This is a genomic window from Sulfitobacter alexandrii (genome assembly GCF_001886735.1).
GTDB classification, from domain to species: domain Bacteria; phylum Pseudomonadota; class Alphaproteobacteria; order Rhodobacterales; family Rhodobacteraceae; genus Sulfitobacter; species Sulfitobacter alexandrii.
Genome location: NZ_CP018076.1, coordinates 832,374 through 853,977 on the forward strand (window position 1 = coordinate 832,374; position 21,604 = coordinate 853,977).

A 21,604-nucleotide genomic window follows, 5' to 3' on the forward strand; every position below is an offset into this window, starting at 1 on the left:
GGGCTGCGTTCAGGTGTCGTCAGGGGCGGCGGCGATCAGCCGCTGATCAGGCCCATGCTTTCCAGTTTCAGCAGCACCTGGTGTGCGCAGTTGTCGACGTCCACGCTTTCGGTGTCGAGCGACAGTTCAGGGTTCTGCGGCACGTCGTACGGGTCTGAGATGCCGGTGAATTCCTTGATCTTGCCTTCCCGCGCCAGCTTGTAGAGGCCCTTGCGGTCGCGGCGTTCGCATTCCTCGATCGACGTGGCGACATGCACCTCGACAAAGGCGCCAAAGGCCTCGATCTCTTCGCGGACCGCGCGACGGGTCGCCGCATAGGGCGCGATGGGCGCACAGATCGCGATGCCACCGTTCTTGGTGATCTCCGACGCGACATAGCCGATGCGGCGGATGTTCAGATCGCGATGCTCCTTGGAGAAGCCGAGTTCGGAGGAAAGGTTCTTGCGGACGATGTCCCCGTCGAGCAGGGTTACCGGGCGACCGCCCATTTCCATCAGCTTGACCATCAGCGCATTCGCGATCGTCGATTTGCCGGAGCCGGAGAAGCCGGTGAAGAACACGGTGAAACCCTGCTTTGCACGCGGCGGCGAGGTGCGGCGCAGTTCCTGCACGACCTCCGGGAAGGAGAACCATTCGGGAATCTCCAGCCCTTCGCGCAGGCGACGGCGCAGCTCGGTGCCCGAGATGTTGAGGATCGTGACATTGTCCTTGTCCTCGATCTCGTCCGCGGGTTCGTACTGGGCGCGTTCCTGCACGTAGACCATGTGTTTGAAATCGACCATCTCGATTCCCATTTCCTCCTGATGCTCGCGGAACAGGTCCTGCGCATCGTAGGGGCCATAGAAATCCTCGCCCTGGCTGTTCTTGCCGGGGCCGGCGTGGTCGCGACCGACGATGAAATGCGTGCAGCCGTGGTTCTTGCGGATCAGCCCGTGCCAGACGGCCTCGCGCGGGCCGGCCATGCGCATGGCAAGGTTCAGCAGCGACATGGACGTGGTGGCGGCCGGATACTTGTCCAGCACCGCCTCGTAGCACCGGACACGGGTGAAGTGATCGACGTCGCCCGGCTTGGTCAGGCCCACGACCGGGTGGATCAGCAGGTTGGCCTGCGCCTCGCGCGCGGCGCGGAAGGTCAGCTCCTGGTGCGCGCGGTGGAGCGGGTTGCGGGTCTGGAAGGCAACGACCTTGCGCCAGCCCATCTTGCGGAAGTAGGCGCGCAATTCGTTCGGCGTGTCGCGGCGGGCGCGGAAGTCGTAGTGGACCGGCTGCTGGATGCCCGTCACCGGGCCGCCCAGATAGACCTTGCCCGCCTTGTTGTGCAGGTAATTGACCGCCGGGTGCGCGTCGTCATCCGCGCCGAAGACCTTCTCGGCCTCGCGCGCCTTGTCCGGCGTCCAGCGATCGGTGACGGTCATCGTCGCCAGGATCACGCCTTCTTGGTCACGCAGCGCGATGTCCTGGCCAAGTTCCAGTTTCTCGGCGAAGTCCTCGGTCACGTCCAGGGTGATCGGCATCGGCCAGAGGGTTCCGTCCGCGAGCCGCATGCTGTCGACGACGCTGTCGTAGTCGGCTTCGCTCAGGAAGCCCTTGAGCGGGTTGAAGCCGCCGTTCATCAGCAGCTCGAGGTCGCAGATCTGGCGGGGTGTCAGGTCGTGGCTGACCAGCTCTCCCGCTTCGTGCTTCATCTTCTGGGCGGAGTCGTAGGAAACATACAGTTCGGAGATCGGAGATAAATTCTGCACCATCGTCATGTCAAACTCACTTTTGCCTTATGTCGTCGTGACCTTATGGCAGGCCCTATGCCCCCGATGGCCGGACAAAGTCTAGCGGTGCAGCGTGCAAATCCGAAAAAATCGTGCCGGGGTTGCGGAAAACAGCCGGTTTCGTGGCGGTCACGCCGTTTTGGCGCGCGTCAGCGTGTCGATTTGCAGGCTCAGCTCGGACGCGGTGGCGACCGGCCAGGCCGCCAGCGGCGCATCCAGCCCGCGCAGTTGCAGTTCAACCAGGTGGGACGGATCGGGATCGATGCCTGCCGCAAGCAGCAGCGGGGCGGATATCATGGCCTGTACACGGTGGTCCTTTGTCACTCCTTCGAGCCGCGAGGCGGTATTGACCGTATCCCCGATCAACGTGCGCGGGGCCTGTCCGACCGCGCCGATTTCGCCCAGAACGACTTCGCCCAGGTGCGCGCCGATGCCGATCCCGATCGGGCTCTGGCCTTCCTCGGCGATCCGCGCGTTGAAGGCGTCCAGCGCGCGGGCCATGCCCTCTATCGCGCGCAGGGCGGCCCGGGCCGATGCCTGCGGTGTCGCGCTTTCGAAAATGGCAAGGAACCCGTCGCCGAGGTACTTGTCGATGGTGCCGCCCTCACGGGTCACGGCAGGCACCACCGCGTCGAAGAAACGGTTCAGCAGGAACACGACATCGTAGGGCAGCTGTCCCATGGTGCGGGCGGTAAAACCGCGCATGTCGAGAAACAGCAGGGCCAGCCGCTTTTCCTCGCCCTGGCTGGCATGGTTGCGGTTCTGGCGGCGGCCATCGGGCTGGAAGACCCGAAAGACGGTCGTGGGGGCAACCGGCACGATCTGGCAGGCGAGGCGGGTTCCGACGGGCGCCCTCACTGCCATCAGGCTCTGCATTTCCGTGGGTGACGGCGGCGGCAACCGGTCGGCACCATCTTTCACCAGTACCCGGCAGGTGGTGCAGCGTCCCCGCCCACCGCAAAGCGCGGCATGGGGCACCCCGCGCAGGCGCGACACCTCCAGAAGGGTCAGACCCTTCGGCGCCCACACCTCGGGCCCGTCGATGTAGGATACGCGGACCGATTGCCGCCGGGCCAGAACCGCCTTGCCCACGTAGATGCCTGCCACCACCAGCAGCAGCCCGAAAAGCCCCCAGGCTAGGGCACGGGTCCAGCCGATCAGCATGGCGAACGTGTCGGCATCCGGAAAGTTGTAGTCGACATAGATCGTGTCGCGCTCGCCGGACAGGGCGAAGCGGGCCGATATTTGCCGCGCCTCCGTCAGGAAGCCGGCAAGCGCGAACCCCGGGACGAGTGCTGCGCATCCCGCCAACCACGGCAGACGCCGGCGCCACCACGCTTTTTGACGAAGCCAGAAATGCAGCCCGATACAGCCATGGGCCCAGACCAGCAGCAGCAACGCGGCCTGCTTCCAGCCGTCCAGCGTGTCGTAGAGCAGCAGCGAGATGTAGCCCATCTCGTCGCGCACGCCGAACAGTTCGTGCGCGGCGCGGGTGTGAACCAGATGCGCGATCAGCAGGACCGGGATCATCAGGCCAAAGGCTGTCTGTGCCGCTTCCCACGGGGGCATCCGCAAAGTGCCCCGCAGGGCGAGCCGGGCCAGCGACATGGTCACGTGCACGGCGAAGGCCCCATAGATCACGATGGTGCCGGGAATGCTGCGGGTCACGACCTGCCGCAGATCCTGCGCCACATGCATGGCTTCGGTCGAAACCAGCCCTAGCCCGATGTTCAGAAAGTGCAGCAGGGCGTAAACGAACAGCACGAGTCCGCTGGCGATGCGCAGCCGTGTGGCGATGGTGCCGCGCCAGAGGTCGTTCATGCTCTGCTCCTTGCGTCCGCCCGACAGTGCGGGGGCGCAAGGATCAGGTCAAGTCTGCCCGTGGGCGGCCTTATTCGGCGACCTGCGCGCCGTAGCCCAGCGGCAGGGACGTGTCATGGCCGTGATCCACGTCAGCATCGTCGCCATGTTCGGCCAGAAACCGCTCTGCTTCCAGCGCGGCCATGCAGCCCATTCCCGCGCTGGTCACCGCCTGCCGGTACTTGTGGTCCGTCAGATCGCCCGCTGCGAAAACGCCCGGAATGGATGTTTCGGTGCTGTCGGGCTTGGTCACCACGTAGCCGCCCATGTGGGTTTCCAGCGTGTCCTTCACCAGCTCGTTCGACGGGGCGTGACCGATGGCGACGAAAACGCCCTTGGCCGGAATGTCGGTGATCTCGCCGGTCTTGACGTGCTTGACCTTCACGCCCTCCACGCCCAGCGGGCTGTCGGTGCCATAGACCTCTTCCAGCGTGTGGAACCAGAGCGGTTCGATCTTGGGGTTCTTCATCAGCCGGTCGATCAGGATCTTTTCCGCCCGCAGTTCGTCACGACGGTGGATCAGTGTCACCTTCGACGCGAAATTGGTGAGGAAAAGTGCTTCTTCCACGGCGGTGTTGCCGCCGCCGATCACCACGATCTCCTGCCCGCGGTAGAAGAACCCGTCGCAGGTCGCGCAGGCAGAGACACCGAAGCCCTTGAATTTCTCCTCACTCGGCAGACCGAGCCACTTGGCCCGCGCGCCGGTCGCGAGGATCACGGCGTCGGCGACGTAGGTCGTGCCGCTGTCGCCCTTGGCGTGGAAGGGGCGCGACGACAGGTCGAGGTCGGTGATGATGTCGCCGATGATCTCGGTTCCCATGGCCTTGGCATGCGCCTCCATCCGGACCATCAGGTCGGGGCCCTGCACCTCGGTGTCGCCGGGCCAGTTCTCGACCTCGGTGGTGGTGGTGAGCTGGCCGCCCGGTTCGATCCCCTGCACCAGGATCGGCTCCAGCATGGCGCGGCTGGCATAGACACCGGCGGTGTAGCCCGCCGGGCCGGAGCCGATGATCAGAACCTTGGTCTTGCGTGTCTCGGCCATAAGGCACCCCCGAAAAACTGTTGCAGCCCCCGTGATATAGCCTCGCGGCGCCGGCGCTTAAACCCCCGATGGCTCACGGGGGCTTCCCATCGCGGCGGACCACGGCTAAGTGTCACTTCTGGAAGATTCTTGCGTGTCAGCGAAACAATATTGCGCAGACTCGTGGCGCTGGTATAAGAACTGCAAAATTCAGAGGGGATATCATGGCAGGCACACGGCTTGACCCGATTGATCGGAAGATCCTGGCCGAGTTGCAGGCCGATGGTCGGATGACCAACGTCGAACTTGCCAAGCGGGTCGGAATTTCAGCGCCGCCCTGCCTGCGCCGGGTGCGCACGCTCGAAGAACAGGGCTACATCCGGGGCTATCACGCGGACGTCGATCCGCGCGAGCTCGGGTTCGAGGTGCAGGTGTTCGCCATGGTGGGGCTCGCCAGCCAGGCGGAAGCGGACCTGAGCGCGTTCGAGCAAAAATGCCGCGACTGGCCGCTGGTCCGCGAATGCCACATGCTCAACGGCGAAGTGGACTTCATCATCAAGTGCGTGGCCCCGGACCTTTCCAGCTTCCAGAGTTTCCTGACCGGTAAGCTCCTGACCACCCCGAACGTGGCGAGCGTCAAGACCAGCCTCGTGATCCGAGGCGCCAAGGATGAGCCGGGCGTGCCCTTCGACGTTCTCGAAGAACGGCTGAAGACGGCGCCCTGACACCGACCTCGGCGTCTGGCCGCGCCGGTCAGGCGACCTGACCGGCTTCCGCCTCGGGCGCACGGGGATGGGCAAGCGGCCCGAAGTCCGTGATGTGGCCGATCCGCGGGAACATCCCCAGAAACCGGTCGCGCAGCGAGTGGCTGACCGTGCGGGTCGCGTTCGCGCCGGGGTGAAAGGTCTCCATCTCCAGGCCGCCTGCGTTGATCGCGGCGTGCCGGTCGAGGCAGATGTGAAACAGCCGCACCGGCGTCGGCGGCACGATCTCGATCACGTTCACGCCGTCCACGAACTCCCGAACGGCGGTCAGCATCCGGGTGCCGCCCGCCTCGGACCGCAGGTGATGCGGGGTGTGCAGAATGCGTGCGGCCGGCCCGACCGTGATGAAGGACTGGGGTCGTCCCTGGCCAAAGCTTTCGGCCATGATGCGCACCAGGGGCATCCGGCGCCCGGCGTCTGCGGGCACGAAGCTGGAAGATCCGATCCATATCAGCTTAGCGGGCTCGCCGCTGGACGTGTTGATCATGTCGCCGGGTTGCAGATCCTCGACGGCCACCTCGCCGTTGACGGTCTGGATCAGCGTGCCGCGGGCGAACGCCGAGAAGGCGGATTCGAACAGCGGGATCGCCGGCGCGGTGTCCTGTCCGATGTAGAGCGATCCGTCGGTGCGCAGCGCGGCGATTTCGAAGTTGCGCATCGGCATCGGCGCGGCGGCGCGGATGCCGCCATTGGCGGGGCCGGGAGCGTGGATGTCGTATCCACCGGGTTTCTTGAATCTGGTTGCCAGGCGTGAACCCGGGGCAGCGGTAATGTTCATGCGATCACCCTTTCGAGGTTGGTCACATCCGTGTCGGCCCCCACCGACAACAACGGAAATAACGATTGTCATTTCAAGTACTCAACGAGACTTAAATCGCCATGAACGCTTCCGATTGTCAAAGATTGCCGAACATTTACGCCCTATTTTTGTCCAATTCGGCCAAAATCCGCCTTTCTGTTTCCTCGTTTCCCGGTGCCGTTGCCACAATTCGCAATGAAAAAGACCCCTCCCGCGAATCAACGCGGGAGAGGTCCTGCCCGGGTGCCGACCGGGGCCAATAGGTGGGGAGGGGCCGCCGCTGGCGGTCAGTACCTTTTCAGGCAGTCTTGCGGGCCGGGGTCGTTTCGGCGCTGCGCTTCGCGATGAAGGCCTTGCGCCGCGCGCCGCGCGCCCACGGCATGACCGTGTCATCCTTCGCGGCGGTTTCGATCACGTTCTTGATAAAGCGGGTGTTGGTTTTCATCGGTTCATCCTCGGTTTGCCTGGTATCGGGCCGGAGCCCCTGCTTGAGGATCAAGATGCACGACCAATCTGGCGGGTTTGGGGCGTTTGTTGAAAAACTTCGGAGAATTCTCGACCCTGGCGGCGATCATTGTGGCCGGACTGCCGCAATTGGCCAAAGCCCTTGTTTCATGGGAGATTCCACATGATCGATCAACAATCATGCCATTCGGAGGCGATTGTTTCCGGATTGATCAGGTGGTTTCTGGCAGGAAAGGGGCCGGTGCTGCCCCAATCATGCCAGCTTCACAACGTGATGGCCGAGATCAGCCGCCCGTAGTCGGCTTCCTTGCCATGGGTGCTGCGCCGGTAGGAGTAGAATCGCGCCGGATCGCTGTATGTGCAGTGATGCGTCCATTCCGCGTGGCCCACGCCGGCGGCGCGCAGCCGGTTCAGGCCGAAACCCGGCAGGTCGAACAGCATCCGGTCGCCTTCGCCATTCGCGAAGTAGCGGGCAAAGGCCTGATCCTCGGCGATGAAATCCTCGAAGAACTCCGGCCCGACCTCGTATGCGCGCTGGCTGATGCAGGGGCCGATCACGGCGGTGATGCCCTCCGGCGTCGCGCCAAGGTCCACCATCGCGTCCACCGTCGACTGCAGCACGCCGTCCAGCGCCCCGCGCCAGCCCGCATGGGCGGCGCCGATCACCCCGGCTTTCGGGTCGGCAAAGAGAACCGGCTGGCAGTCGGCTGCAAGGACCGACAACGCCAATCCGGGGGTCGCGGTCACCAGCGCATCCGCGCGGGGCCGTTCGGGCAGGGGCGCGTCCACCTTGATCGCCGTTGCGGAGTGTATCTGGTGCACGCCCAGAAGGTGATCCGGCGGCACGCCCATCGCCTCGGCAACCCGGCGGCGGTTGATGCTGACGATCTCGCGCTGGTCCGAACTGCCGTGCCCGCAGTTCAGCCCCGCGAACACGCCCGAGGACGCGCCGCCCGCGCGGGTGAAGAACCCGTGACGCAGGGGCGCCAGACTGTCGGATGTGAGAATTTCCAGCGTCATGTTTCCAATCCCGGTGGCGGTGTCTCGCCTTCGCGGTGCAGGGCGATCACCTTGAAGAGGTTTCCCATTTCCTGCGGATGCGTCAACCGCCGATGTGCGGCGATGTGGCTGTCGAGCGCGGGTCCGGCCAAACCGCCGGCCAGCTGTTGTGCCCGTCGGGTGATGCCCAGCCGCTCCAGAAACACGCCCTGCGGCGTCACCCGGCTGTGGGCACAGGGCGCGGCGGCGCGGGCGATCGCCTCGAAGTCGACATGCGCGGTCAGGTCCGCCTGACCCGGTTCGGCCAGGGGGTCGGCCGGCCGATGCCCTTGCACAGCCTGCCAGGTATCGCCCAGCGTGCGCCAGTCGCCGTAGTCCACGATTAGCGCCGCGCCGCCGTGGCGGGCAATGCGGGCGGTGACGGGCGACAGTACTGACGACAGCGGCTCGCACACCTCCACCAGATCGCCGTCCTGCGTATCTTCCAGCCGGTCCTTCAGCGCCGGCTGGGGCTGTGCGGGGCCCAGTCCCAACACCAGCGCATCGTTCTCGACCCCCACCTGCCGTTCGCGCCAAACTGCGCCGTCACGGACGAACTGGCGGATCGGCAATGCATCGAAGAACTCGTTCGCCACGAGGTAAATGGGCCGTTCGGGCAGCGCATCCGTGCTGTCGGCCCAGGTGACCGTCCACGCCGCCAACGTCTGCGCCTGCACCGCGCGCAGCGTCTCGGATGCCTCGACCAGCGTGATGTGCGCCGCATCGACGAACCCCGGCACGCTTTTCCCCGCGCGCAGCATGTCGGCCATCAGCGTGCCGCGTCCGGGGCCAAGCTCGGCCAGGGTGAAGGGGGACGGTGCCCCATCGTCCAGCCACTTCTGCGCCAGCGCAAGGCCGACGAGTTCGCCGAACATCTGGCTGATCTCCGGGGAGGTGGTGAAGTCCCCCCCGGCACCCAGCGGATCCCGGGTGGCGTAGTACCCCCAGCGCGGGTGCAGCAGGCAGCTGTGCATGTAGTCGTCCAGCCGCATCGGTCCCTCGGCCCGGATCCGTGCGATGATATGGTCTCGAAGGCTCATGCCGGGCGGCGGCGTGCCCGCAGGATCAGCAGAAGCCCCACAAGGATCATCGGCACGCACAGGATCTGGCCCATCGTCAGGCCATAGCCGTTGATGTGCCATGCCAGCCCAAGCGGATTGCCTTCGCTGACGAACTGGGCGTCGGGCTGGCGCACGAATTCCACCGCGAACCGTGCGAGACCGTACCCGGCGAGAAACGTGCCGCCGATCAGCCCTTCGTGCTTCAGCGCCCCGCGCCGCCATGCCATCCAGATCAGCAGGCTGCCCAGGATCAAGCCTTCGAGCAGCGCCTCGTAGAGCTGGGAGGGATGCCGGGCGCAGATGCCCGCCACGTCAGGACAGTATTGGGCCGCATCGGTCGGAAAGGCCACGCCCCAGGGCAGGTCCGTCGGGCGGCCCCACAGTTCGGCGTTGATGAAGTTGGCCAGCCGTCCGAGGAACAGCCCCGGCGCAAGGCCGAGACACACCATGTCCCCGGTCGAAATGGTGGCGACCCTGTGTCGCAGCGTATAGAGCCACCCGGCAAGGATCACGCCCAACGCGCCGCCGTGAAAGGACATGCCGCCCTCCCACAGTTGAAGGATGCGCATCGGATTCGCGAGGTAGAAGCCGGGCTGGTAGAACAGGACATAGCCAAGCCGACCGCCCAGGATCACACCGAGGATCACCCAGAACAGCAGGTCCTCGACCTGCGCCGGGGTCATGACCGGGGTGTCGTTCTTCCAAAGGCGCGGGGTGCGGGTTGCGCGCACCACGATGCGCCATCCAAGCAGGATCCCGACGATATAGGCCAGCGCATACCAGCGCAGGGCGAAAGTCGTGCCGAAGAGCGAGATCGAGAAGATCTCGGGCGAGATGTCGGGGAAGGGAAGCATCGCGATCATGCGCCGATTGAGCGCGCCACGGCGGGGAAGTCAACCTTGCGCCTGCGGCATTCGGGCCCCATATAAAGCCAAAGTGAACGCTGGAGGCCAGACATGCAGACCCGCAACAAGTTTTTCGACGACGTCAGCCAGATGATGACCAATGCGATGGGTGTGGCGCAGGGGGCCCGGAACGAGGCCGAGACCGCGCTGAAGGGCATGGTCGACCGCTGGCTCGCCGACCGCGACTTCGTCACGCGCGAGGAATTCGACGCCGTGCGCGCCATGGCGCAGAAGGCACGCGAAGAAAACGAGGCGCTGAAATCCCGGCTCGACGCCATGGAAGCCAAGAAAGGCTGAACCGGAAGGCGGCGCTGCCGCGCCGTTCCGATCCGTCTTCAATGTCGCGCGATGGCCCGGCCGCCGGATGGCGTGGAAGCGGGTCCCGCGATTCACATACGCCTCTGCCCAAAACGACCCGCCGTCGAAATTTTGGGCCGTTTCGCGTCTTCTCCACAAGATGATGGACATATCCCCTATAATTTGGGGATTATCCCCAACAAAAAGGTTGCCAGCGCGGCCGCTTGCCCCCACCATATCTAGTATAGGGGCGGCAACGTTCCGCGCCTATTTGTGCAGGCATCCATGGTTGGTGGCGCAGGCGTTGCCCCGGCTCTGGAACAATCAGAGGTGGCGAAATGGCCCTGTCCGAGCATTACCTTGAAGAAGACATTCACCCCATCGACATCGTCGAGAACCTGGCCGCCCATCACGAGTGGGATTTCGACCGGATATCCGACGAACAGATCGCCATGGCTGTCGAAGGCCAGTGGCGCACCTATTCGATCACCCTCGCCTGGTCCGCGTTCGACGAAACGCTGCGCCTGATCTGTACCTTTGACATGGACCCACCGGAACATGCGCTGCCGGGGGTCTACGAGCTTCTCAATGCCGTCAATGACCAGTGCTGGGCGGGCGCATTCACCTACTGGGCCGAGCAGAAGCTGATGGTCTATCGCTACGGGCTCGTGATGGCGGGGGGGCAGGACGCCTCTGCAGAACAGATCGACACGATGATCACCGCCGCGGTGATGTCGGCCGAGCGTTACTACCCGGCCCTGCAACTGCTGATCTGGGGAGACCGGACACCGAAGGACGCCCTTCAGGTCGCCATTGCAGAGGCCTACGGCCACGCGTAACAAGCTTCCGCAACAACCACGCGGGAGACAGACGATGAAAGACAGCCGAATTGCGGCCGACGGGCTGGTACTGCTGGGGTGCGGCAAGATGGGCTCGGCCATGCTTGCGGGCTGGCTGAAACGGGGCTTGCCGCCCACCTCGGTATGGGTGACCGATCCTGCCCCCTCCGACTGGTTGCAGGGGCAGGGCGTCCATCTCAACGCGGAACTGCCAGATGCGCCCGCGCTGGTGCTGGTGGCGGTCAAGCCGCAGATGATGGCCGAGGCGCTGCCGACCCTTCGAGAGATGGGCAACGCGGACACCGTGTTCGTCAGCGTCGCGGCGGGCACGCCGATCTCCTACTTCGAAACCGTGTTGGGGGCGGATACGCCGGTGGTGCGTGCCATGCCGAACACGCCTGCCGCAATCTCGCGCGGGATTACGGCCATCGTCGGAAATGCGGCTGCCGGTGCGCGCGCGCTCGACGAGGCGGAGACGCTGCTGCGCGCGGCAGGCGAGGTGGTGCGACTCGAGGACGAGGCGCAGATCGACGCTGTCACCGGGGTCAGCGGTTCTGGCCCGGCCTATGTCTTTCACCTGATGGAAACCATGGCCGACGCGGGCGAGGCGCAGGGATTGCCCCGCGACCTCGCGCTGCAGCTGGCCAAGGCGACGGTGGCCGGGGCCGGGGCCTTGGCGATGGAAGCCGAGGAAGACCCCGCGCAGTTGCGGCGGAACGTGACCAGTCCCAACGGCACGACCCAGGCGGCGCTGGAAGTGCTGATGGATGCCCGGAACGGGTTTCCGCCGTTGCTGAAGCGCGCGGTCGCCGCGGCGACGGAGAGATCGCGGGAGCTGTCGCGTGGCTGAGATTTCGTTCGAAGACTTCATGAAAGTCGACATCCGCGTCGGCACCGTGGTCAAGGCGGAGCCCTTTCCCGAGGCGCGCAAGCCTGCGATCAAGCTTTGGGTGGATTTCGGATCGGAGATCGGCGTGCGCAAGACTTCTGCGCAGATCACGGTGCACTATACGCCCGACGGCCTTGTGGGGCGGCAGGTCATGGCGGTGGTCAACTTCCCGCCGCGCCAGATCGGCCCCTTCATGTCCGAGGTGCTGGTGCTGGGAACGCCCGACGAGGACGGGGCCATCGTGCTGCTGTCCCCGGACCGGGATGTGCCCAACGGCGGACGCATGCACTGAAGAAATTCAATGGGTTGCGTGGCGTTGTTCAGGCGTTGAGTGAAGATTTCAGGTGCGGGTCATCTCCCGCGCCCTGTCGTCTTGCTGAACGACACCGGCCGCGATTTCCGGGCCTGAACTCAACCAGAATGAACGGTTTTGCGGCACTTTTCGAGTTTAGCCGCGGTCTTGGCGCGCCCGAGAGGGCTCGGCAGGTGGGTTGTCGCCACTGTGCATGAAAAAGACCGCAATGTTCGATTTTGGAAACTTCTTACAATCTCGCGGGGGGTAAGTTGCCTTTAGGGTCGCCTTTGTTGCAGTTGTGATGCTCAGTTATCCCCAACAGCTTCCCGCCAGTGGCGCCGGCAAAGTGACACGTAGGTCTCGTTGCCACCGATCTGGACCTGCGCGCCGTCGCGTTGCGGTTTGCCCGACGCATCCAGACGCACCACCATCGTCGCTTTCTTACCGCAGTGGCATATCGTGCGCACCTCGCGCATCTCGTCGCTGAGGGCGAGCAGGGTGGCTGAACCGGGGAAAAGCGCGCCGCGAAAATCCACCCGCAGGCCAAAGCACATGACGGGAACGTTCAGGTCGTCCACCACCCGCGCCAACTGCCAGACCTGGTCGGGCTGCAGGAACTGGGCCTCGTCCACGAAGACGCAGGCGCAGGGGCCTTCGGACAGCTGCACTTCGACCTTGGCGTAAAGGTCTTCGCCTTCAGCAAATGTGTCGGCCTTCTGTCCGATCCCGATGCGCGAGGCGATCCGCGCCTCGCCGGCACGATTGTCCAGCCGGGCGGTCAGCAGGTAGGGGTGCATTCCGCGTTCCACGTAGTTGTGCGCCGCCTGCAGCAGCACGGTGGACTTGCCCGCGTTCATTGTCGAATAGTGGAAATAGAGTTTGGCCATGCCGCACCCCATACGTCAGGAGCCGCGCGGCGATCAAGCGAAAGACAGCGCCGGGTGCCCGGCGTGTTCAGCCGTGTTTCTGCACGATGACCGACCCCACCGAATAGCCCGCCCCGAAAGAGCAGATCAGCCCCAGGTCGCCATCCACGAGATCGTCGGAGTATTTGCTGAAAGCGATGATCGACCCCGCGGAGGACGTATTGGCGTAGTCCTGCAGAATGTTGGGCTGCTCGCCCGGTGCGGGTTCGCGGCCCAGTACCTTGCGGCCGATGAAATCGTTCATGGATTTGTTGGCCTGATGCAGCCATATCCGTTTGAGCGCCTCGCTCGTGATGCCGTCTTCCGCCATGTGGTGCGCGATGTGATCCGAAACCAGCGGCAGGACTTCCTTGAACACCTTGCGGCCGTTCTGCATGAACTGCATGTCGCGCCGGTCAGCCAGCCCGTCGCGGCGCGAACGGCGCAGGAAACCGTTGTTGTTCCGAATGTTGTTCGAAAATTGCGTGGCGCAGCGGGTCGACCTGATCTCGAAATGGGGGCCTTGTGCAGCGTCTTCCCGTTCGATCAGCGTCGCGGTCGCCACGTCGCCAAAGATGAAATGACAGTCCCTGTCGCGCCATTCGAGGTGGGCCGAGCAGATCTCGGGGTTGACCACGAGCGCCGAGCGGATCGAGCCGGAGCGCACCATGTCTGAGGCGGCCTGAATCCCGAAGGTTGCCGAGGAACAGGCGACGTTCATGTCGAAGGCGAAGCCGCCGATGCCCAGCAGGTCCTGGATCTCGATCGCAACCGCGGGATAGGCGCGTTCGAGGTTCGACGCGGCACAGATCACGGCGTCCACGTCCGCTGCCGTCTTTCCCGCCTTGTCCAGCGCCTTGCGCGCCGCGTCGATGGCCATTTCCGCCATCAACGACGGTTCGTCGTCGCTGCGCTGGCGCAGCAGCGGATGCATCACCCTCGGGTCCAGAATGCCGGATTTGTCGATCACGTAACGCTGTTCGATCCCCGAAGCCTTCACGATGAACTCTTCCGAGGAATAGGTCTTGGGTTCCAGCTGTCCCGCCTCGATCGCCGCCGCGTTCTCGGCGTTGTAAAGATCGACGTAGGCGTTGAAGGAAGCCACCAGTTCCGCGTTGGTGATGGTCTGTTCCGGTGTGAACAGGCCGGTGCCGGTGATGACGGGTGTGTACATTGGGATCCCTCGTGACTTTCGTCATGCTAGCCGCTGGCTCGCCGGGTGGGCAAGGGGCAGGGCAGGCAGACGATCAGCGTTCCTTTAGACACTAGGCTGTAGCAGGTCGCTGGCAAGGAGGGGAGAGGCATGATCCCTATGTCTGTCGGCGCCCGGAGCAGCGGGCTGACCTAACCCGCGGAGACTGGCATGCAGCCGCCGGTCGCTACCGCCGCGGGACCGAATAGAGGACGAAGCCATCGCGCCGCGCGACTTCCTCGGCGCCCGTGTCCAGGACGAACACGCCGAGGTTCTCCAGGTCCGCCGGGCAGCCGACCAGATCGGCAGAGTCGTCGAGGAACGGATTGGTAAAGGCGTCCTCGCCGACGCGGCGGCAGGCGTCGCCATCGAACCGGTAGCCGTTGCCGAAGAAGGGCAGATCCGTGCCTGCGGGGCCGACAGCCGTCTCGCAGGCTGAAATCAGCAGAACGGCGGGAAGGATGGCGCGGATCATGGGGCGGCTCCTTTAGGGGTAATGCGACGATACCACGCCGCGACAGACGCCGGTAGACCCATGTGGGTGCCGCGCCCGCCTGAGGGCGCGGCAGTACCTCAACCCTGAAGCGCCTTGACGCCGATCTCGTCCTCGGCCTGCGCCTTGATCGCCAAGGCGGCCGCATAGGCGCCGGCTGCGGTGGTGAAATAGGGTATCTTGTCGAACAGCGCGATGGACCGGATGCTCTTGCTGTCCTCCACCGCCTGCGCGCCTTCGGTCGTGTTCAGTACGAGGTGTATCGCGCCGTCCTTCATCATGTCGGTGATGTTCGGCCGGCCTTCGTAGACCTTGTTGACCACATCGCAGGCATGTCCGTTTTCCCGCAGCCAGTCGGCGGTGCCACGGGTCGCGACGATGGTGAAGCCCTGTTCCAGCAGGATACGCGCCGCCGACAGCATGTCCGCCGACTTGTCTGCATCCTTGATCGAGATGAAGGCGCATCCCTCGCGCGGCATCACGTTGCCGGCGCCCATCTGGGCCTTGAGAAAGGCCCGCGGGAAATCGCGATCCCAGCCCATGACCTCGCCGGTGGAGCGCATTTCCGGCCCCAGCAGGGTATCGACACCGGGGAAGCGGGCAAAGGGCAACACCGCTTCCTTGACCGAGAACCACGGCATGTCCGGGTCCGCCAGTGTCAGCGGATCGCCCAGCGGGAGCACGTCTGCATAGGCGGCCTGCTCGGGGTAGGGTGCTCGCTTGGGGAACGCCGAAAGGGGCTCGCCCGCCATGATGCGCGCGGCGATGGAGGCGATGGCCGAATCTGTCGCCTTGGCCACGAAGGGCACGGTGCGCGAGGCGCGGGGGTTCACCTCGATCAGGTAGACCTCACCGTCCTTGACCGCGAACTGGATGTTCATCAGACCGACCACGTTCAGGGCCAGGGCGAGCGCATGTGTCTGGCGGGTCACTTCCTCGATGATCGCCCGGTCGAGCGAGTAGGGCGGCAGCGAACAGGCGCTGTCGCCGGAGTGCACACCCGCTTCCTCGATGTGCTGCATGATCCCCGCCACGTGCACGTCGGTGCCATCGCACAGCGCATCGACGTCGAGTTCGACCGCGCCGGCGAGATAGCTGTCCAGCAGAACCGGGCTTTTGCCCGAAACCACGACGGCGTCGCGGATGTAACGCTCCAGCCCGGCACGGTCGCGGACGATCTCCATCGCGCGGCCACCCAGGACATATGAAGGCCGGATCACAAGCGGAAAGCCGATGTCCTCCGCGATTTCCATCGCCTCGGCGTCGGAATGGGCGATGCCGTTGCGGGGTTGCCTGAGGCCCAGCGTCTGCACCAGCTTCTGGAAGCGCTCGCGATCCTCCGCGAGGTCGATCATGTCGGGGGTCGTGCCCAGGATCGGTATCCCGGCATCGTGAAGGGCATTGGCCAGTTTCAGCGGGGTCTGGCCCCCGAACTGCACGATGACGCCATGCAGGGTGCCGTTGTCCTGCTCGACCCTCAGGATTTCCATGACGTGCTCGAAGGTCAACGGCTCGAAATACAACCGGTCGGAGGTGTCGTAATCGGTCGAAACGGTTTCCGGGTTGCAGTTGACCATGATGGTCTCATACCCCGCGTCGGTCAGCGCGTAGCAGGCATGGCAGCAGCAATAGTCGAATTCGATCCCCTGTCCGATGCGGTTCGGCCCGCCGCCAAGGATCACGACCTTCTTGCGGTCCGTCGGCCGGGCCTCGCATTCCACGTCGCCCATCATCGGCGCCTCGTAGGTGGAATACATGTAGGGGGTCTGCGCTTCGAACTCGGCGGCGCATGTGTCGATGCGCTTGAAGACGGCCCGAACGCCCGCGTCGAGACGCGCCGCGCGCACCTCCTCTTCCGACCGCCCGCACAAAGTGGCCAGCCGGGCGTCCGTGAAACCCATCATCTTGAGCCGCCGCAGCCCGTATTCGTCCAGCGGCAGACCTTCTTGGCGCACCTGCTCCTCCGCGTCCACGATCTCGCGGATGCGGTCCAGGAACCAGGGATCGAACATGGTGATCCCGTGGATGTCATCATTGGACATGCCGTGCCGCATGGCCTGGGCAATCGTGCGCAGGCGGTCCGGGGTCTGTTTGCTGATCGCCTTGATGATCGCGGCGCGCGCTTCCGGCGACAACGCCCCCTCACCCAACCCTCTCCCCCGCGGGGAGAGGGCTCGCGCGTCATCCGGCGCGGAACGCGGGTCGTCTGACGCCGCGCCCGGTTCGGGGCGCAGCTCCCTCTCCCCCTCGGGGGAGAGGGTTGGGGTGAGGGGGGGCAGGCCGGGAATATCGATCTCGTCGAAGCCGGTCAGGCCCGACTCCATGGAGGCCAGCGCCTTTTGCAGGCTCTCGTGGATGGTCCGGCCGATCGACATTGCCTCCCCCACGGACTTCATCGCGGTGGTCAGGTTGGGTTCCGAGCCGGGGAATTTCTCGAAGGCGAATTTCGGGATTTTCGTCACGACGTAGTCGATCGTCGGCTCGAAGCTTGCCGGGGTCACGCCGGTGATGTCATTGTCGAGTTCGTCGAGGGTGAAGCCGACGGCCAGTTTCGCGGCGATCTTGGCGATGGGGAAACCCGTCGCCTTCGAGGCAAGTGCCGAGGACCGGCTGACGCGGGGGTTCATCTCGATCACCACCATGCGGCCGTCTTCGGGGTTCACCGCCCACTGGACGTTGGAGCCGCCCGTTTCCACGCCGATCTCGCGCAGGACCGCGATCGAGTGGTTGCGCATGACCTGGTATTCCTTGTCGGTCAGCGTCAGCGCCGGGGCGACGGTGATCGAATCGCCCGTGTGCACGCCCATCGGGTCCACATTCTCGATCGAGCAGACGATGATCGCGTTGTCGGCGGTGTCGCGGACCACCTCCATTTCGTATTCCTTCCAGCCGAGCAGGGATTCGTCGATCAGGATCTGGCCCATGGGCGACGCATCCATGCCGGACCGGCAATAGAACTCGTAGTCCTCGCGGTTGTAGGCCACACCGCCTCCGGTGCCGCCCATGGTGAAGGCGGGGCGAATGATCGCGGGCAGGCCGATGTCCTCGAGCGCCTCGAGGGCGAGCCGGACGCCGGCGGCGAGGTCCTTCTTGCCCCTCGCATCCTTCGGCGCGGTGCAGATGGTGGCGCGGGGGTTCTCGATCCCCAGACGGTCCATCGCTTCGCGGAACAGCTTGCGGTCCTCCGCCATTTCGATGGCTTCGCGCTTGGCGCCGATCATCTCGACGCCGAATTTCTCCAGCACGCCCATTTCCTCGAGCGCGAGGGAGGTGTTCAGGCCGGTCTGTCCGCCCATCGTCGGCAGCAGCGCGTCGGGGCGTTCCTTTTCGATGATCTTGGCGACGATCTCGGGCGTGATCGGTTCGATGTAGGTCGCATCCGCCAGACCGGGGTCGGTCATGATCGTCGCCGGGTTGGAGTTGACCAGGATGACCCGGTAGCCTTCCTCCTTCAATGCCTTACACGCCTGGGCGCCCGAGTAGTCGAATTCGCAGGCTTGCCCGATGATGATGGGGCCTGCACCAATGATCATGATCGATTTGATGTCGGTGCGCTTTGGCATGGTCAGCCCCCTGATGTGCAAATTGTCTGCGTTATAGGCATGGCGCGGTCGGGTGCAAGACCGGATTGGCGGCAACCCGAAACAGGCCGGCGCGAAAGGGCGTGCCGGGCAGGGCCAGCCGGGGACTGCCGGGAGGTCAGCCCGCGTGCGGAGTCCGGTAGAGGTAGTCGCGCGTCAGCGGCACCGCGTCCCGCCGGTGCGCCAGCTGGATCTGGTAGACCCCCTGCATCTGGTGTTCGAAGGCCGCGATGCAGATGGCGAAGTAGTAGCGGAACATGGTGACGAACCGGTCGTCGTACATTCTGCGGACGGTGTCGATATTGTCCTCGAATCGCTGGCGCCAGTGGCGCAGGGTATAGGCATAGTGCAGCCGCAGAAATTCGATGTCGGTCTGCCAGAGCCCGCTCTGTTCCATCGGGACGGCAAGTTCGGAAAGAGAGGGCACGTAGCCGCCGGGAAAGATGTACTTGTTGAGCCATGAGCTATGCGGCATCGGCGGCGCGCTGCGGCCGATGCTGTGGATCAGCGCGATGCCGTCCGGTTTCAGCAGGTCGGCGACCTTGGCAAAGTAAGTGCCGTAGTTGGGGACGCCGACGTGTTCCAGCATGCCGACACTGACGATCCGGTCGAAGGAATCGGTCACCTTGCGGTAATCCTGCAGGCAGAATGTTACCCGGTCCTCCAGCCCTGCCTCCCTCGCACGGGCCTGCGCGGTCGCCAGCTGGTTCCGCGACAGCGTCACCCCGGTGACGTGGACATCGAAGTCCTGTGCGAGGGTGAGCGCCATGCCCCCCCAGCCGCAGCCGATGTCCAGCACCCGCTGGCCGGGTGAAAGGCAGAGCTTTCGGGCGATGTGGGTCTTCTTGGCCATCTGAGCGTCCTCGAGGGACATGTCCGGATCGGTGAAATAGGCGCAGGAATACTGCATGTCGTCATCAAGGAAGAGACGGTAAAGATCGTCCGAGATGTCGTAGTGATGCGCGACGTTCGCGCGGGCGCGTTCCGGTGTGTTGCGCTGAATGAACCGCCGGGCGTGAAAGCGGAAATTGTTGGCGGTCCGGATCCAGCCGGGCTGGTCTCCGGCGGCGCGGTTCTGGAGGATGATACGGAGAAACGCGTCGAGGTCCGTGTCGATGAGGGCGATGGTGCCGTTCATCAGGCCCTCCCCGAGGGCGAGATCGGGATTCAGGCACAGCCGACGCAGGGTTTCGTTCTCGCGGATGGCGACCTGGGCCAGGTCGCCCCGATCGGGACCATATGTTTCTGTCGTGCCGTCGGGAAATTCGGTTCTCAGTCTGTCGCGCACCATCATGGCGCGCATCATGCGATCAAATAGGGTCTTCCACATGACCTTTCCTCATGCTCCTCCGCCTAGAATGTTAACCGTTTTCCCCGAAAGGCAAGGGGGTCGGCGGTTGCCGGCGGTCTCAGGCGTCGAGAAAGGCACGCAAGGCGGCTTCGAAATGGCGGGGTTGTTCCGCGTGCAGCCAGTGCCCCGCGCCGGGCAGTTTCGCAAAGCGCGCGGCGGGGAAGAGCGCCGTGATCCCGTCGCGGTCCTCGCGCCTGACGTAATCGGACGCACCGCCCGAGAGGAAAAGGGTGGGCCCCTCGAACACACCTTCAAGGTCGTCCGGCCAGCCGACGATCTTGGGCATCTCGGCCTCGAGCACGTCGAGGTTCAGCCGCCAGGCCCGGTTGGGTACGTCCAGCGACTGGGTAAAGAAACTTTGCAGCGCGGGCTCGACCCCCGCCTCGGCCAGCTGTGCTTCGGCCTCGGACCGGCGGGTCAGGCCGGACAGATCGACCTGCCGCATCGCGTCGATGAGATGGGACTGGGTATGGTCATAGGCCACCGGCGCGATATCGGCGACGATCAGCGTGTTGACCAGCTCCGGCCGGGTCAGGGCCATCGCCATCGCCGCCTTGCCGCCCATGGAATGTCCGCAAAGGTCGATTGGCGCGCCAAGGGCCTCTGCCAGCTCCGCAAGGTCGGCGGCCATGTCGCGGTAGCTTTGCGTCGGCGCGCGGGGGCTGCTGCCGTGGTTGCGCATGTCCGGCGTCACGACATGGCGCGTGTCCGCCAGCCGCTTGGCGATCACGCCCCAGTTCCGGCCCGACCCGAACAGCCCGTGCGCGATCACCAGCGACGGCCGGCCTTCTTCGGGGGTCCCGTATTCGAGATAGTTCAGCATGCGCAAGGGTTAACGCCATTGCGCGGCGGGCACCAGTCGCTTTAGATGGGGTTCATGCTGACCGAAAAGGAAATAACCGCCAGAAACCGAAGCCTGCAACAGCTTCTGCATGAGAAGCTGGGCGTCAGGGGGCGTGATCTGGACCACGCGCTGCGGCGGGCGGGCCGATTGCTGCCGCGCCGGGTGCGCGGGCAGGGGGCACGGCTGGTCGCGGCGCAGAAGATAGCGGGCAACCCTCGGCTGGTGCGGCAGGTGGACGGTGGCACTTTCGGCCGCGACCACGCCGAGATGAGCGCGCATCTCGCCGCGATCGACGTGGCCGATCGCCGCAAGGGGCGTCTGCTCGGGATCGCGGCTGCGGTGGCGGCAAACCTGCTGATCGTGACCACCGCCTTCGTGGTCTGGCTGTGGTGGCGCGGCTATGTCTGACCGGCGGACCCCCGCATGACCGTCACCCGGATCGTGTGCAATTTCGCCAGTGCGGATGTGCCCGGGCTGGCGGCTTTCTACAGCGACCTGCTGAACCTCAACATCCTGATGGACCAGGGCTGGATCATCACCCTGGGTTCGGGAGAGCTGGGCCCGGTGCAATTGAGCGTCGCCGCACAGGGTGGGGCCGGATCGCCCGTCCCCGATATTTCGGTCGAGGTCGAGAACGTCGACGAGGTCCATGACCGCGCCCGCGCCATGGGGGCCACGATCACCTATCCCCTGACCGAGGAAAGCTGGGGCGTGAGGCGATTCTTCGTGGCCGATCCGATGGGGCGCGAGATCAACATCCTGTCGCACGTCTAGCCGGCGTATTGCGCGTCCGTCACCGGTTCCATCCAGTCGGCGGTGGTGCCGTCCTGCTCTTCCTGCAGGGCGATATGCGTCATGGCGCAATCGGGGGCCGCCCCGTGCCAGTGTTTCTCGCCGGGGGCGAACCAGATCACGTCACCGGGGCGAATTTCGACGATGTCCTCGCCGTCCTTCTGGGCACGGCCCGCGCCCGCGGTGACGATCAGGGTCTGTCCCAGCGGATGCGTGTGCCAGTTTGTCCGGGCACCGGGCTCGAAGGTCACCGCGATGCCCCGCAGCCGAGCGGGCGCGGGGGCCTGGATCAGCGGGTCCATCCGGACCGTGCCGGTAAAATACGCGGGGTCGGGTGTGGTCGAGGGGCGCGAGCCTGCGCGGTGGATGATCATGGGGGCCTCCGTCGGAAAGGGATCGATGCCACACCCTAGATCGCATCGGACGGCAGGTCACCCGGGCATTCACCCG

22 protein-coding genes are annotated in these 21,604 nt (G+C 64.9%); 7 read left to right on the top strand and 15 right to left on the bottom strand.

Annotated features, from left to right (window positions below):
* Positions 1-35: 35 nt before the first annotated feature.
* From BOO69_RS04115 to trxB, 3 genes are all read right to left on the bottom strand, one after another.
* On the bottom strand, positions 36-1,751 hold the full coding sequence (locus BOO69_RS04115) for a bifunctional sulfate adenylyltransferase/adenylylsulfate kinase (RefSeq protein ID WP_071970570.1): 1,716 nt from the start codon (positions 1,749-1,751) through the stop codon (positions 36-38).
* 141 nt (positions 1,752-1,892) lie between these two features.
* A complete protein-coding gene (locus BOO69_RS04120; RefSeq protein ID WP_071970572.1) occupies positions 1,893-3,584 on the bottom strand; it encodes an adenylate/guanylate cyclase domain-containing protein in 1,692 nt (563 codons plus the stop codon).
* 70 nt (positions 3,585-3,654) lie between these two features.
* The gene (trxB, locus tag BOO69_RS04125) at positions 3,655-4,665 is read right to left on the bottom strand and encodes a thioredoxin-disulfide reductase (protein ID WP_071970574.1); all 1,011 of its coding nucleotides are present in this window, start codon (positions 4,663-4,665) and stop codon (positions 3,655-3,657) included.
* 203 nt (positions 4,666-4,868) lie between these two features.
* Between trxB and BOO69_RS04130 the strand changes: the two genes are divergently transcribed.
* Positions 4,869-5,369, top strand: coding sequence for an Lrp/AsnC family transcriptional regulator (locus BOO69_RS04130; protein WP_071970576.1), 501 nt, complete (start codon positions 4,869-4,871; stop codon positions 5,367-5,369).
* Positions 5,370-5,397: 28 nt separating this feature from the next.
* Here the strand turns inward: BOO69_RS04130 and BOO69_RS04135 are convergent, their stop codons facing one another.
* From BOO69_RS04135 to lgt, 5 genes are all read right to left on the bottom strand, one after another.
* The gene (locus tag BOO69_RS04135) at positions 5,398-6,186 is read right to left on the bottom strand and encodes a Hint domain-containing protein (RefSeq protein ID WP_237267558.1); all 789 of its coding nucleotides are present in this window, start codon (positions 6,184-6,186) and stop codon (positions 5,398-5,400) included.
* 319 nt (positions 6,187-6,505) lie between these two features.
* Positions 6,506-6,706 carry a hypothetical protein gene (locus BOO69_RS04140; RefSeq protein ID WP_071970578.1) on the bottom strand — a complete coding sequence of 67 codons (201 nt, stop codon included), beginning with the start codon at positions 6,704-6,706 and terminating at the stop codon, positions 6,506-6,508.
* A 230-nt stretch (positions 6,707-6,936) separates the two neighbouring features.
* The gene (gene pgeF, locus BOO69_RS04145; RefSeq protein WP_071970580.1) at positions 6,937-7,692 is read right to left on the bottom strand and encodes a peptidoglycan editing factor PgeF; all 756 of its coding nucleotides are present in this window, start codon (positions 7,690-7,692) and stop codon (positions 6,937-6,939) included.
* Positions 7,689-8,750 carry a class I SAM-dependent methyltransferase gene (locus tag BOO69_RS04150; RefSeq protein WP_071970582.1) on the bottom strand — a complete coding sequence of 354 codons (1,062 nt, stop codon included), beginning with the start codon at positions 8,748-8,750 and terminating at the stop codon, positions 7,689-7,691. The genes pgeF and BOO69_RS04150 overlap by 4 nt, the downstream gene beginning before the upstream one ends.
* Entirely contained in the window at positions 8,747-9,634 is an 888-nt protein-coding gene (gene lgt, locus BOO69_RS04155; protein WP_071970584.1) for a prolipoprotein diacylglyceryl transferase, read from the bottom strand. Before lgt ends, BOO69_RS04150 begins: the two co-directional genes overlap by 4 nt.
* A 93-nt stretch (positions 9,635-9,727) precedes the next feature.
* Here lgt and BOO69_RS04160 point away from each other — a divergent pair, with 93 nt between their 5' ends.
* The 4 genes from BOO69_RS04160 to BOO69_RS04175 all read left to right on the top strand — a co-directional run bounded on the left by BOO69_RS04160 (position 9,728) and on the right by BOO69_RS04175 (position 11,993).
* A complete protein-coding gene (locus BOO69_RS04160; RefSeq protein WP_071970586.1) occupies positions 9,728-9,973 on the top strand; it encodes an accessory factor UbiK family protein in 246 nt (81 codons plus the stop codon).
* Between the two features lie 338 nt (positions 9,974-10,311).
* On the top strand, positions 10,312-10,812 hold the full coding sequence (locus BOO69_RS04165) for a type III secretion system chaperone family protein (RefSeq protein ID WP_071970587.1): 501 nt from the start codon (positions 10,312-10,314) through the stop codon (positions 10,810-10,812).
* A 34-nt stretch (positions 10,813-10,846) separates the two neighbouring features.
* Positions 10,847-11,662: a pyrroline-5-carboxylate reductase gene (proC, locus tag BOO69_RS04170; RefSeq protein ID WP_071970589.1), complete on the top strand. Its 816-nt coding sequence runs from the start codon at positions 10,847-10,849 to the stop codon at positions 11,660-11,662.
* Positions 11,655-11,993 (top strand): tRNA-binding protein, encoded by a 339-nt coding sequence (locus BOO69_RS04175; RefSeq protein WP_071970590.1) that lies wholly within the window; start codon positions 11,655-11,657, stop codon positions 11,991-11,993. Before proC ends, BOO69_RS04175 begins: the two co-directional genes overlap by 8 nt.
* A gap of 308 nt (positions 11,994-12,301) precedes the next feature.
* On the opposite strand, the gene BOO69_RS04180 is transcribed toward BOO69_RS04175, so the two are convergent.
* The 6 genes from BOO69_RS04180 to BOO69_RS04205 form a co-directional block, all read right to left on the bottom strand.
* Complete coding sequence (locus BOO69_RS04180) at positions 12,302-12,883, bottom strand: thymidine kinase (protein WP_071970592.1); 582 nt, start codon at positions 12,881-12,883, stop codon at positions 12,302-12,304.
* A 67-nt stretch (positions 12,884-12,950) separates the two neighbouring features.
* Positions 12,951-14,075: a beta-ketoacyl-ACP synthase III gene (locus BOO69_RS04185; RefSeq protein WP_071970594.1), complete on the bottom strand. Its 1,125-nt coding sequence runs from the start codon at positions 14,073-14,075 to the stop codon at positions 12,951-12,953.
* 205 nt (positions 14,076-14,280) lie between these two features.
* Positions 14,281-14,568, bottom strand: coding sequence for a hypothetical protein (locus BOO69_RS04190; protein ID WP_071970596.1), 288 nt, complete (start codon positions 14,566-14,568; stop codon positions 14,281-14,283).
* Positions 14,569-14,666: 98 nt separating this feature from the next.
* Positions 14,667-18,149: a carbamoyl-phosphate synthase large subunit gene (gene carB / locus BOO69_RS04195; RefSeq protein ID WP_071970598.1), complete on the bottom strand. Its 3,483-nt coding sequence runs from the start codon at positions 18,147-18,149 to the stop codon at positions 14,667-14,669.
* A gap of 136 nt (positions 18,150-18,285) precedes the next feature.
* A complete protein-coding gene (locus BOO69_RS04200; protein ID WP_071970600.1) occupies positions 18,286-19,497 on the bottom strand; it encodes an SAM-dependent methyltransferase in 1,212 nt (403 codons plus the stop codon).
* Positions 19,498-19,576: 79 nt separating this feature from the next.
* Positions 19,577-20,341: an alpha/beta fold hydrolase gene (locus BOO69_RS04205; protein WP_071970602.1), complete on the bottom strand. Its 765-nt coding sequence runs from the start codon at positions 20,339-20,341 to the stop codon at positions 19,577-19,579.
* A 54-nt stretch (positions 20,342-20,395) separates the two neighbouring features.
* Between BOO69_RS04205 and BOO69_RS04210 the strand changes: the two genes are divergently transcribed.
* Together BOO69_RS04210 and BOO69_RS04215 are read left to right on the top strand one after the other, a co-directional pair.
* A complete protein-coding gene (locus tag BOO69_RS04210; RefSeq protein ID WP_071973626.1) occupies positions 20,396-20,770 on the top strand; it encodes a hypothetical protein in 375 nt (124 codons plus the stop codon).
* A gap of 15 nt (positions 20,771-20,785) precedes the next feature.
* Positions 20,786-21,136, top strand: coding sequence for a VOC family protein (locus tag BOO69_RS04215; protein WP_071970604.1), 351 nt, complete (start codon positions 20,786-20,788; stop codon positions 21,134-21,136).
* On the opposite strand, the gene BOO69_RS04220 is transcribed toward BOO69_RS04215, so the two are convergent.
* Complete coding sequence (locus tag BOO69_RS04220) at positions 21,133-21,528, bottom strand: (R)-mandelonitrile lyase (RefSeq protein WP_071970607.1); 396 nt, start codon at positions 21,526-21,528, stop codon at positions 21,133-21,135. The genes BOO69_RS04215 and BOO69_RS04220 overlap by 4 nt on opposite strands.
* Between the last annotated feature and the right edge of the window lie 76 nt (positions 21,529-21,604).